Annotated in this window: 10 protein-coding genes; 7 read left to right on the forward strand and 3 right to left on the reverse strand. The window is 71.2% G+C overall.

Going from position 1 to position 11,757, the window contains the following annotated elements; all coding sequences use genetic code 11:
* Position 1 precedes the first annotated feature (1 nt).
* The 4 genes from ACZ7CD_RS17145 to ACZ7CD_RS17160 are packed head-to-tail and all read left to right on the forward strand — an operon-like array spanning position 2 to position 3,299.
* Entirely contained in the window at positions 2-514 is a 513-nt protein-coding gene (locus ACZ7CD_RS17145; RefSeq protein WP_360398659.1) for a hypothetical protein, read from the forward strand.
* Positions 514-1,623: an MAB_1171c family putative transporter gene (locus ACZ7CD_RS17150; protein ID WP_360398661.1), complete on the forward strand. Its 1,110-nt coding sequence runs from the start codon at positions 514-516 to the stop codon at positions 1,621-1,623. Before ACZ7CD_RS17145 ends, ACZ7CD_RS17150 begins: the two co-directional genes overlap by 1 nt.
* Positions 1,624-1,638: 15 nt before the next feature.
* Positions 1,639-2,703 carry an ATP-dependent DNA ligase gene (locus tag ACZ7CD_RS17155; RefSeq protein WP_470379211.1) on the forward strand — a complete coding sequence of 355 codons (1,065 nt, stop codon included), beginning with the start codon at positions 1,639-1,641 and terminating at the stop codon, positions 2,701-2,703.
* The gene (locus ACZ7CD_RS17160; RefSeq protein WP_360398665.1) at positions 2,700-3,299 is read left to right on the forward strand and encodes a YigZ family protein; all 600 of its coding nucleotides are present in this window, start codon (positions 2,700-2,702) and stop codon (positions 3,297-3,299) included. The genes ACZ7CD_RS17155 and ACZ7CD_RS17160 overlap by 4 nt, the downstream gene beginning before the upstream one ends.
* Here the strand turns inward: ACZ7CD_RS17160 and ACZ7CD_RS17165 are convergent.
* Complete coding sequence (locus ACZ7CD_RS17165; RefSeq protein ID WP_470379212.1) at positions 3,296-4,111, reverse strand: helix-turn-helix transcriptional regulator; 816 nt, start codon at positions 4,109-4,111, stop codon at positions 3,296-3,298. The genes ACZ7CD_RS17160 and ACZ7CD_RS17165 overlap by 4 nt on opposite strands.
* A 108-nt stretch (positions 4,112-4,219) precedes the next feature.
* Here ACZ7CD_RS17165 and ACZ7CD_RS17170 point away from each other — a divergent pair, with 108 nt between their 5' ends.
* The gene (locus ACZ7CD_RS17170; protein WP_470379213.1) at positions 4,220-5,272 is read left to right on the forward strand and encodes an aldo/keto reductase; all 1,053 of its coding nucleotides are present in this window, start codon (positions 4,220-4,222) and stop codon (positions 5,270-5,272) included.
* Between the two features lie 60 nt (positions 5,273-5,332).
* Here ACZ7CD_RS17170 and ACZ7CD_RS17175 read toward each other — a convergent pair whose 3' ends face one another.
* Positions 5,333-7,906 carry a glycoside hydrolase family 3 protein gene (locus tag ACZ7CD_RS17175; RefSeq protein WP_470379290.1) on the reverse strand — a complete coding sequence of 858 codons (2,574 nt, stop codon included), beginning with the start codon at positions 7,904-7,906 and terminating at the stop codon, positions 5,333-5,335.
* Positions 7,907-8,153: 247 nt separating this feature from the next.
* Positions 8,154-9,800 (reverse strand): glutamate--tRNA ligase, encoded by a 1,647-nt coding sequence (locus tag ACZ7CD_RS17180; RefSeq protein WP_470379214.1) that lies wholly within the window; start codon positions 9,798-9,800, stop codon positions 8,154-8,156.
* Positions 9,801-9,876: 76 nt separating this feature from the next.
* Here ACZ7CD_RS17180 and ACZ7CD_RS17185 point away from each other — a divergent pair, with 76 nt between their 5' ends.
* Entirely contained in the window at positions 9,877-11,058 is a 1,182-nt protein-coding gene (locus ACZ7CD_RS17185; RefSeq protein ID WP_360398673.1) for a zinc-dependent alcohol dehydrogenase, read from the forward strand.
* A 20-nt stretch (positions 11,059-11,078) separates the two neighbouring features.
* On the forward strand, positions 11,079-11,699 hold the full coding sequence (locus ACZ7CD_RS17190) for an L-threonylcarbamoyladenylate synthase (protein ID WP_458433427.1): 621 nt from the start codon (positions 11,079-11,081) through the stop codon (positions 11,697-11,699).
* The last annotated feature ends 58 nt before the right edge of the window (positions 11,700-11,757 follow it).

The raw sequence follows: 11,757 nt of genomic DNA on the forward strand, positions 1-11,757 counted from the left end.
CGTGGCCGAACGAGAGCTGCGCAGGCGCTGCCGCCGGCTGCTGAACGAGCTCGACATCCAGCCGCCGCTGGACGTCGCCGAGCTGTGCCGCCGCGTCGGCGAGCAGCGCGGCAGGCCGATCCGGCTGCTCGCGCACCCGATCCCGGTGCCGGGGCCGTTCGGCGTCTGGATCGCGACCGCGCAGGCCGACTACATCCTGTACCAGCGGGAGACGTCGAAGGCGCACCAGAACCACATCATCCTGCACGAGCTCGGGCACCTGCTGGCCGGTCACACGACCTCCGAGCAGGACGACGGTCTGCTCGCCGGCCTGTACCCGGACCTCGAACCGGAGGCGGTGCGGCGCGCGCTGCGGCGCACCTCCTACGACTCCGCGCACGAACGCGAGGCCGAGACGGTCGCGACGATCATCCTCGAATGGGCGTCGGTGCTGGACCAGGTCGCGCCGCGCAGCTCGGAGGGCCCCGCGCGGCGGATGGCCTCCTCGCTCGCCGACCGGATCGGGTGGCTGTAGTGGAGTACCTGAAGGAGACGCAGGGCATCGTCGCGTTCTCCGCGCTCGCCGTGGTGCTGTACCTGCTGGTGCGCCGCCCGCACGACCCGCGGCTGCGCTCGGTGACCGGTCTGGTGGCCGGCTGGGCGGTCGGCTACCCGTTCGGGCGGGCGGCGGCGAACGGGCGGTGGTTCCTCGGGCTCGACCCGATGGTGTGCCAGCTGGTCCAGCACTCGATGCTGCAGGTCGGGGTGTTCTGCCTGATCTGCTTCTTCCTCTTCTCCGCGCTGGACGACGAGGGTGCGCGCCGGAAGGCGGTGCAGCACCTGGTGCCGCTCGCCGGGTGCATCGCGGTCATGACGTGGGCGGTGCTGTCGATCCCGGACGAGCTGCGGGTGGCGGCGGCGCGCGTGCCGAACTCGCTGGGCGGCGGGCCGACCGGTGTCCTCGCGATCACGGTGTTCTACGCGCTGGGCAACGGCTACCTGCTCTACGGGTTCGCGACGATGTTCGGGTGGGCCCGCCGGTACGCGCGCGGTGCCGAACCGCGGCTGCGCAGGGGCCTGCTGATCACCTCGACCGGCCTCGCGCTGCTGGTGCCCGCCGACGCGATCTTCGTGTCGTCGAACGTCTCCCGCTACTTCGGCGAGCCGCTCCCCCGCTGGCTGCTGACCGCGGCCGTGTGGTTCCTGCTGCCCGGGGTGCTGCTGTGCGTGGTCGGCGTGCTCTACCCGGTCGCGGCGATGCGGTTCGCGGCGACGAGGCTGTGGTTGCGGCACCTGCGCGCCTACCATCGGCTCGGTCCGCTGTGGACGCTGCTGCACCAGTCGTTCCCGGAGGACGCGCTGCACCGGGTGCCGTCGCGGCGGGACGCGTTCTCGTTGCGCGGCGTGCACCGGCGCTACTACCGGCGGGTGATCGAGTGCCGGGACGGCCTGGTGCGGATCAGCCCGTACGTCGCGCAGACGCCGGAGGACCTGCCGCTGGCCGAACGGCTGCGGGCCGGCCTGGAGACGCGCAGGGCGGGCGGGGTGGCGCAGCGCAGGCCGATCGCGCTGGCCGTGCCCGAGCACGACGGGATGGACGCCGACGTCGGGGAGCTGGAAAAGCTCGCGGTGGCGTTGCGCTGAGCTTATGGTCCGGAGGTGGACCTGCCCGTGATGCCTCCGGTGAAGCCGATGCTCGCGAAGTCCGTGCCCGAGCTGCCGCGCGGGGACGGCCTGCACTACGAGCCGAAGTGGGACGGCTTCCGCTGCATCGTGTTCCGCGACGGCGACGAGGTCGAGCTGGGCTCGCGCAACGACAAGCCGCTGACCCGCTACTTCCCCGAGGTCGTGGAGCTGCTGCGGGACGCGCTGCCGCCGCGGTGCGTGGTCGACGGCGAGATCGTGCTGGTCACCCCGGACGGCCTGAGCTTCGACACGCTGCAGCTGCGCCTGCACCCCGCCGCGTCCCGCGTCCGCAAGCTCGCCGCGGAGACGCCGGCGAGCTTCGTGGCGTTCGACCTGCTGGCCCTCGGCGACACCGACGTGACCGGTCTCCCGCTGGCCGAGCGCCGCGCGATGCTGGAGGACGCCGTCCGCGAGGTGCCCGGTGCCTACCTGACACCGTCCACAACGGACCCGGTGGTGGCGCAGGACTGGTTCACCCGCTTCGAGGGCGCCGGCTTCGACGGTGTGGTGGTGAAGGCGCTGGACGGGGTCTACGAACCCGACAAGCGGGTGATGTTCAAGGTCAAGCACGAGCGCACGGCCGACTGCGTGGTCGCGGGCTACCGGCTGCACAAGGACGGCGAGACCGTCGGGTCGCTGGTCCTCGGCCTCTACCGGGACGGCGAGCTGCACAACGTGGGCGTGGCCAGCAGCTTCACCGCGGCCCGGCGGCGGGAGCTGGTCGAGGAGCTGGCGCCCCTGCTCGACCCCGCGGAGCACCCGTGGAGCGCGTGGGCGACGTACGAGGGTCCCGGCATGAACAGCCGCTGGAACCCCGACAAGCAGCTCCAGGTCGTGCTGCTCGACCCGGTGCGGGTGGCCGAGGTGCGCTACGAGCACGTGCAGGGCGGCCGGTTCCGGCACACGGCGCGGCTGGTGCGGTTCCGCCCCGACAAGGAGCCGCGGGACTGCACGTTCGAGCAGCTGGAGGAGGTGCCGCCCGCGGAGCTGGACGCGCTGTTCGGGGAGGCGGAGCGGCGGCGGATGATCGAGCCGTGAAGGTGATCAGGCGGAACGGCACGCACGAGATCGAGATCGGGCGGTCGCGGTTCCTGTGCCACATCGCCCGCGTCACCTCCGACCAGGAGGCGTCCGAGTTCTTCGCCCGCGTCCGCAAGGAGCACTGGCAGGCCACGCACAACTGCACGGCGTTCCGCACCGCCGACACCCAGCGGTCCTCCGACGACGGCGAACCCGCGGGCACGGCCGGTGTGCCGATGCTGGAGGTGCTGACCCGGCGCGACCTGGTCGACACCGCCGTCGTCGTCACCCGCTACTACGGCGGCATCAAGCTGGGCGCGGGTGGTTTGGTCCGTGCGTACGGACGAGCCGTATCCGAGGCGGTCGACGCACTGGGCACGCTGACCCGCGAACGGCACGAGAGCGTGCTTCTGGCCGTTCCGCACGACCAGGCCGGGAAGCTGGAGAACGCGTTGCGCGCGGCCGGGTACCACGTCGCCGACACCGAGTACGGCCACGACGTCACCTTCACCGTGCTGACGAAGGACCCGGACGGCTTCGAGGTCTGGCTCGCCGCGCAGACCGGCGGTGCGGTCACCGCGATCCGGGGCGAGCCGGTCGACCTCGACAGCTAGGCCGTCAGGGCGTCCAGAGCGGACTGGCTCGTGGCGTCCGCGGCGCGGTGCACCACCACCAGCTGGCCGGGGTCCTGCACCGGCCGCAGCGTCTCGAACCGGGTGGTGATGACGCCGGCGTCCGGGTGGTGCAGCACCTTGTGCCCGCGGGCGTTGACCCTGACCTCGCCCGAGGCCCAGAGCCGGGCGAACTGCTCGTCCCCGGCCACGCGCTCGGCGATGAGCGCGCCCAGCACCCGGTCGTCGGGGTGCGCGGCCCACGCCGTGCGCAGGTGCGCGACCCCGTCCCGCACGACCTGGTCGCGGTCGGCGTAGAGCGTGCGCATCCGCGGGTCCACCAGGCACACCAGGATCGCGTTCCGCCTGGCTGGCGGCAGCGTGCCGAAGTCGAGGAACAGCCGCGCCATCGCGTCGTTCCAGGCCAGGACGTCGTAGCGGTGGTTGAGGACCATGGCCGGGCGCGGTGCGAGGTCGGCGACCAGCGCGGCGAGCGCCGGGTCCGCGGTGGTGGCGGGCTCGGCGGTACCGCGCGGGCGCTGCCGGGTCAGGCCGTAGAGGTAGGCGCGCTCGTCCGGTGCCAGCCGCAACGCCCCGGCCAGCGCCTCCACCACGTCCGCCGACGGCCGCAGCCCGCGGGCCTGTTCCAGGCGCACGACGTAGTCGACGCTGATCCCGGCCAGCTCGGCGACCTCCTCGCGGCGCAGACCGGGTGTGCGCCGCGAACGGCGTTCGGGCAGGCCGACGGCGCGGGGGTCGAGGCGTTCGCGCCGGGTCCGCAGGAACGCGGCCAGCTCCGCGGTGGTGCTGATCACCCCTGGTCCAACCCGCCGGGTGGGACGGCTGTTCCCAGGAAGCGCCGTCCCTTACCCGCCGCTCGCCGCCGGCCGACCCTGGTCGCACGACGAGCACAGGAGGACCTGATGGCAACCACCCTCGACACCTACCGGCTGCTGGGCCGCTCGGGGTTGCGGGTCTCCCCGCTGGCGCTGGGCACGGCCACGTTCGGCAGCGAGCTGGGCTGGGGCGCCGACCGCGCCGACGCGCGGAAGCTGTTCGACACCTACGTCGAGCGCGGCGGCAACTTCATCGACACCGCGAGCGGCTACGGCGGTTCCGAGCGCCTGCTGGGCGAGTTCGCCGGGGACCGCCGCGAGAGCCTGGTGCTGGCGACGAAGTACGCGACGCTGCGCCGGCCCGGCGACCCGAACTCCGGTGGCGCGCACCGCAAGAACCTGGTCGCGTCGGTGGAGAACAGCCTGCGGCAGCTGCGGACCGGCTACCTCGACCTGCTGCACGTGCACGTGTGGGACTTCGCGACACCGGCCGAGGAGGTGCTGCGCGGCCTCGACGACCTGGTGCGCCAGGGCAAGGTGCTGTACGTGGCGGTGTCGAACACCCCCGCGTGGGAGATCTCGCGCATGCAGGCGGTCGCTGACCTGCGCGGGTGGTCGCCGCTGGTGGCGGTGCAGGTCGAGTACAGCCTGCTCAACCGGGCCGCGGAGCGCGACCTGGTCCCGATGGCGCGGGCGCTGGGACTGGGCGTGACGCCGTACTCGCCGCTGGGCGGCGGGGTGCTGACCGGCAAGTACCGCCGCGCCGACCTGACCGCGCCGGACACGACCGAGAGCACCCGCAGGAGCTTCAACGCGGCCCTGGGCATGGTCACCGAACGCGCGCTGGGCATCGCCGATGTCGTGCGGGAGGTCGCCGCGGAGCTGGACCGCACGCCCGCGCAGGTCGCGCTGGCGTGGAACCTGCGGCAGCCGGGCGTGACCGCACCCGTCGTCGGGGCCCGCACCCCCGAACAGCTGCTCGCGAACCTGGACGCGCTGGCGGTCGACCTCTCCGACGACCAGCTGGCCCGGCTGGACGCCGTGAGCGCGATCGACCTCGGCCACCCGCACGACCTGCTGGCCGGTGAGCACATCCGCGCGGTGACCACCGGTGGGCTGAAGGTCGAGGCCCGCCGCTGAGAACAGCAGCGGCGCGGCTCCCCCGCTCCCGGGAGGGCCGCGCCGCGGTCTGCTGACGAGCTACGTGCAGGGCAAGGCGTCCGGATCAGCCCCCGCCTTGGGCACCCACCGCACGTTCGCGAACGAGGCCTGGAACGTGCCGTCGGTGTAGACGAGGAACGGCGTGTTCACGGTCTCCAGGTCGAGCCCCTTGTCGGAGAAGCAGGAGACCGGGATCTTGACGGTCGCCTTCTGCCCGATCGGGAGGCTGCGGAACGCCTGCGTGGCGTCGAACTCCGCCAGGCACGGGTACACGCAGTGCGCGCTGAGGACCGTGCGGTTGGCCGGGGCCTGGTGCACGATCACGTCGAACTGGACGGCCGCGTTGGCGTTGCCGTAGCCGCGCAGGTCGGCTGCGGCCGGGCTCTGCAGGTACACCTGCGCGGGGCCGGTGCCGGTCCACGTCGTCTTGAGCGCGTCCTGCTGGACGTTCACGTCGGACTGCACGACGTTGATCTCGGCGTGCGCGGCCTGGCCGTCGGGGCCGATGACCGTGCCGCCCCAGTTCTCCGCCGACCCGATCATCGACTGGTAGGGCGCGACGTCGGTGCGGTTGAAGACCTCCAGGTCCTCGGTGGCCGTGCCGCCGCCACCGCCGGAGCACAGGGCGCCGGGGCTGGTCTCGTCGAGCTTGCCGACGTTGCCGGTCTGCCAGTCGCGCAGGCCGTAGCCGAGCTTGAACAGCGGCGTCTTCGCGGGCTCACCGGGCAGCGCCGGGCAGGCCTCGGCCGGCCACGAGTAGGACAGCTTGCCGCTGAACCCGTTGTGCTTGCCGCGGATCAGCAGGTCCGCGATGCCCTGGCCCTCGGTGCCCGGCAGCCAGGCGGCCACGAACGCGTCGGAGCGGTTGATCTCCTTGTTCATGTACAGTGCTCGGCCGCCGACGTAGACGGTGATGACCGGCTTGCCCTTGCCGGAGACCTTGTCCAGCACGGCGATGTCCTGCGGGTGCAGGCGCGCGGCCTCGAACGAGCGCTTGCCGAGGTCGCCCACGCCCTCCGCGTACGGGGTTTCGCCGATGACGGCGATGACGGCGTCGAACTGGCTCGCGTCCACGCCCTCCGCGGTCTCGGCGAACGTGACGTTGGCGGTGCCCAGGGTGTCCTGGATGCCCTTGAGGATGCTGGTGGCGTTGGGGAAGTCGGCGTTGGTGTTGCCGGTGCCCTGCCAGGACAGCGTCCAGCCGCCCGTCTGGTTCGAGATGTTGTCCGCGCTCTTGCCGACCACGAGCACCTTGCTGCGCTTGGACAACGGCAGCACGCGCTTGTCGTTCTTCAGCAGCACCGCGGACTCGCGCACGGCCTCGCGGGCGAGCTCCTTGTGCAGCAACGCCTTCTGCTCACCCGCGTGCTCGCGCTGCGAGGGCTTGGGGGCGTCGAACGTGCCGGCGCGCAGCTTGACGCGCAGGATGCGGGTGACGGCGTCGTCGATGCGCGCCATCGGGATCTCGCCGGCCTGGACCTGCGCGATCGTGTTGGTGATGAACGCCTTCCAGTCGTTGGGCACCATGATGATGTCCATGCCGGCGTTGATCGCCTGCGCGCAGCTCGCGTTGGTGCAGCCGGTGACCTGGCCGATGCCGTTCCAGTCGGAGACGAGCAGGCCGTCGAAGCCCATCTTCTCCTTGAGGATGCCGGTCTGCACGTACTTGCTGCCGTGCACCTTGCCCTCGTTGATGACGTCGTTCGTCCAGCTGTTGAACGAGATCATCACCGTCTGCGCACCGGCGGCGAGGGCACCGTAGTAGCCCTGCCCGTGCACGTTGATCATCTTCTGCTCGGTGGACGGGTTGACGCCCTGGTCCTTGCCGCCGGTCGTGCCGCCGTCACCGATGAAGTGCTTCGCGGTGGCGATCACGCCGTCCTCGCCGATGCGCTTCTTCGCGTTGTCCTGCAAGCCCTTGACGGCCTCGTAGCCGTAGGCGCGGGTGATCCGCGGGTCCTCGGAGAAGCCCTCGTAGGTGCGGCCCCAGCGGTCGTCCTCGACGACGGCGAGGGTCGGCGCGAACGCCCAGTCCTGGCCGGTGGCGCGGATCTGCTCCGCGGTGGCCGCGCTGATGTCGCGGACCAGGCACGGGTCCTGCGCGGCACCGAGACCGATGTTGTGCGGGAAGACCGTGGTGCCGAAGACGTTGTTGTTGCCGTGCACCGCGTCGATGCCCCAGATGACGGGGATCTTGGTGCGCGTCTGCTTCGACGCCTCCCAGTAGGCGTCGGCCAGCTTCAGCCAGTCCTGCGGCGTGGCCCGCTTGTTGCCGCCGGGGAAGCTGCCGCCGCCGTTCAGGACAGAGCCGAACCCGTAGGTCGTGACGTCGGCCGGGGTGATCGCGGCGATCTCCGGCTGCGTCATCTGGCCGACCTTCTCGGCCAGCGTCATGTCCTTGAGGATCGCCTTGACGCGCGCCTCGTCCCTGCGGTCACCGTCGAGCTGGCTGTCGACCTTCGGCCAGTCCTTCAACGTCGGCAGGGACTTCTCGATGCGGGCGCACCCGTGCTCGGTCTTGGGCTGCCCGATGACCGTCTGCTTCGGCGGCCGGTGCTGCGCTTCCTGCGCGGTGGCCGCCGACGTCGCGCTGGCGGCGAGCGTCAACCCCAGCACTGCGGCGAGAGTGCTTCTCCAATGCATGCCGCCGATCCTCAACTCCGTGTTACACCCACGTCAATGGGAACGCTCTCATGACTTTGTTCCGGAACGGGCCTGGACGAGGTTCCACTGTCCGGGCTGTGCGTTCGTGTGGGATTTTGGTCGAGGATTTTGAGGTGGGGCGGGTGTGCACGTGCGCGCCCGGACAGCGAACGGCCCCCGGCTCCTTCCGGAACAGGGGGCCGTTGTCAGCCGAAGATCAGCCGGCGAGCGCGCGCACCCGCCGCAGCACCTCGTCCTTGCCCAGCGTGCGGGCGACGGAGTGCAGGTCGGGGCTGCGGGTCGACCCGGTCAGGGCGACGCGGACCAGCTGCGCCGCCTCCTTGATGGAGCCGGGGTAGGCGTCCGGGTTCTTCTTGAACTCCTTGGGGTTCGGCGCGAAGCCGTGCTTGCCGGCCAGCTCGCGGATCTGGCCGAACCACTCCTGCCCGTCCTCGAGGTCGGCGTAGCCGTCCGCGAAGTCCGCGGCGAAGGCCGAGATCAGCTCCGGGGACAGGCCGCCGAGGCGCTCGTCGGTGCGGTCGGTGACCAGCTCGAACAGCGACGGGAAGAAGAACCCGTAGGCGGAGCGGAAGTCGGACCACTTGCGGAGGTCCTTGCGCGGGTTCGAGACCTCCGGGCCGCGCTCGACCTGGAGGGCCGCCAGTGCCTCCTCGCGCGACGACGACAGCACCTCGACCAGCTCGGGGTCGTACGTGGCCGCCCACACCGAGATGCGCTCGACGATCTCCTCGCCGGACAGGGTCGCGACGTAGTCGGCGCAGATGTCGTCGAGCTTCACGAGGTCGACCAGCGGGCCGGCGACGCCGCACTCGGCCAGCATCAGGGGCGACTCGAGGGCCTCGGCCAGGGGCAGCTCGGCCAGGCGGGCGTTGACCAGTCCGCGCAGGTAGTACTGGACGGCCTGCGCCGGGAAGCCCGCCTCGATGAAGTACTCGACGGAGGCCTCGGGGTCCTTGCGCTTGGAGAGCTTGCGGCGGGAGCCGCCCTGCTGCTTCATCAGCGGCGCGATGTGGGCGTACTCGACGCGCTCGAAGCCCAGTGCGTCGAACAGCTGCAGGTGGGTGGGGACCGAGGAGATCCACTCCTCGCCGCGGATCACCAGGTTCACGCGCATCAGGTGGTCGTCGACGGCGTGCGCGAAGTGGTAGGTGGGCAGGCGCGGCGACTGGTCGGAGGCCTTGAGGACCACCACGTCGTTGCGGTTGGCGTCGTGCTCCAGCTGACCGCGGATCGCGTCCACGAACGAGGTGCGCTCCCCCGCCTTGCCCGGCGAGCGGAAGCGGACGACGTACGGGCGGCCGGCGTCCAGGGCCTCCTGGACCTCCTCGGCGGTCTTGTCGCGCCACAGCGCCCAGCGGCCGTAGTAGCCGGTCGGGAGCTTCGTCGCCTGCTGGCGGGCGGTGATGTCGGCGAGCTCCTCCTTCGTGGCGAAGCAGAGGTACGCCTTGTCCTGGCGCAGCAGTTCGCGCACGTAGGTCAGGTAGACCTGCTCGCGCTGCGACTGGTGGTACGGGCCGTAGGCGCCGACGGAGTCCGCCTCGTCGGGCTGGACGCCGAAGTAGGCGAACGCCCGGTTGAACTGGTCGACGGCGCCCTCGACCTCACGGGCCTGGTCGGTGTCCTCGACGCGCACGATGTAGGAGCCACCGGAGTGGGTGGCGATGTCGCGGTCGATCATGCCGACGTACAGGCCGCCGATGTGCAGGAAACCGGTCGGCGACGGCCCCAGCCGGGTGACCTTGGCGCCTTCGGCCAGCCCGCGGGGCGGGTACTGCTCCTCCCAGTGGGACGGCTCGGGCAGGTCCGAGGGGAACAGGGCGTCGACGACGGCACGGTCGAGCATCGCTGAGGGTCTCCAAAACCGGGGAAAGAGAGTCGTCCCAGGTTATCAATGCGAACGACCGGGGAACGCCCTGGGCATGAAGGCAGTCACTTGGCACGGCAAACGCGACGTCCGGGTCGACAACGTTCCCGACCCGGCGCTCAAGGAACCAGAGGACGTCATCGTCAGGGTCACGTCCAGCGGCATCTGCGGGTCGGACCTGCACCTGTACGAGGTGCTGGGGCCGTTCCTCACCGAGGGCGACATCCTCGGGCACGAGCCGATGGGCGTCGTCGAGGAGGTGGGCGCCCAGGTCACCGAGCTCAAGCCCGGCGACCGGGTGGTGATCCCGTTCAACGTCTCCTGCAACCACTGCTTCATGTGCGACCAGGGGCTGCAGTCGCAGTGCGAGACGACGCAGGTCCGCGAGTACGGGTCCGGTGCCGCCCTGTTCGGCTACACGAAGCTCTACGGCCAGGTGCCCGGCGGTCAGGCCGAGTACCTGCGGGTTCCGTTCGGCAACAGCCTGCCGATCAAGGTGCCGGAGGGCCCGTCGGACGACCGGTTCGTGTACCTGTCGGACGTGCTGCCCACGGCGTGGCAGGCGGTCGAGTACGCGGGCGTGCGGGACGGCGGCACGGTCGCGGTGCTGGGCCTCGGCCCGATCGGCGACATGGCGTGCCGGGTCGCGATGCACCGGGGCGTGCGGGCGATCGGCATCGACCTGGTGCCCGAACGGCTGGCCCGCGCCAAGGCCAGGGGCGTCGAGACGATCGACCTGCGGGGTGCCGGCAAGCGCATCGCCGAGGTGGTCAGGGACCTCACCGGCGGTCGCGGGCCGGACGCGGTGATCGACGCGGTCGGCATGGAGGCGCACGGCGCACCGGTCGCGAAGGCCGCGCAGCAGTTCACCGGCCTGCTGCCGGACGTGGTCGCGCAGAAGTTCATGCGCGAGGCGGGCCTGGACCGGCTCAAGGCGCTGCACACCGCCATCGAGATCGTGCGGCGCGGTGGCACCATCTCGATCTCCGGCGTCTACGGCGGCATGGCCGACCCGATGCCCATGCTCACCATGTTCGACAAGCAGGTCCAGCTGCGCATGGGCCAGGCGAACGTGTGGCGCTGGGTGCCGGAGATCCTGCCACTGCTGACCGACGGCGACCCGCTGGGCGTGGACGACTTCGCCACGCACCGGCTGCCGCTGGCCGAGGCGCCCCGGGCGTACGAGACGTTCCAGAAGAAGGCCGACGGCATGGTCAAAGTGCTGCTCAAACCTTGATCGGCCTAGACTGCGCGGCCATGGCGAAGTACCTGGACGTCCACCCGGACAACCCGCAGAAGCGCGCGATCGACCAGGCCGTGCGGATCTTGCAGGAGGACGGCCTGATCGCGTACCCGACCGACTCCTGCTACGCGCTGGGCTGCCGTCTGGGCAACAAGGACGGCATCGACCGGATCCGGTCGATCCGCAAGCTCGACGACAAGCACCACTTCACCCTGATGTGCGAGAACTTCGCGCAGCTCGGGCAGTTCGTGCAGGTCGACAACGCGGTGTTCCGCGCGGTCAAGGCGGCGACGCCGGGCGGCTACACGTTCATCCTGCCCGCCACGAAGGAGGTGCCGCGCCGGATGATGCACCCGAAGAAGAAGACGGTGGGTGCGCGCATCCCGGACCACATCGTGACGCAGGCGCTGCTGCAGGCGATGGGTGAGCCGTTGCTGACGTCCACCCTGCTGCTGCCAGACGAGGCGGAGCCGCTGGTGCAGGGCTGGGAGATCAAGGAACGGCTCGACCACGTGGTGGACGCGGTGATCGACTCCGGTGAGTGCGGCACCACGCCCACCACGGTGGTGGACTTCTCCGACGGCGAGCCCGAGATCACCCGCTACGGCGCCGGCGACCCGTCCCGCTTCGAGTGACGTGTCACGCGGGGCCCCCGCGTGCCCCCCAGGGGAACGCGGGACTCCCGCGTGACCC

The organism is Lentzea sp. NPDC036949 (assembly GCF_055608075.1).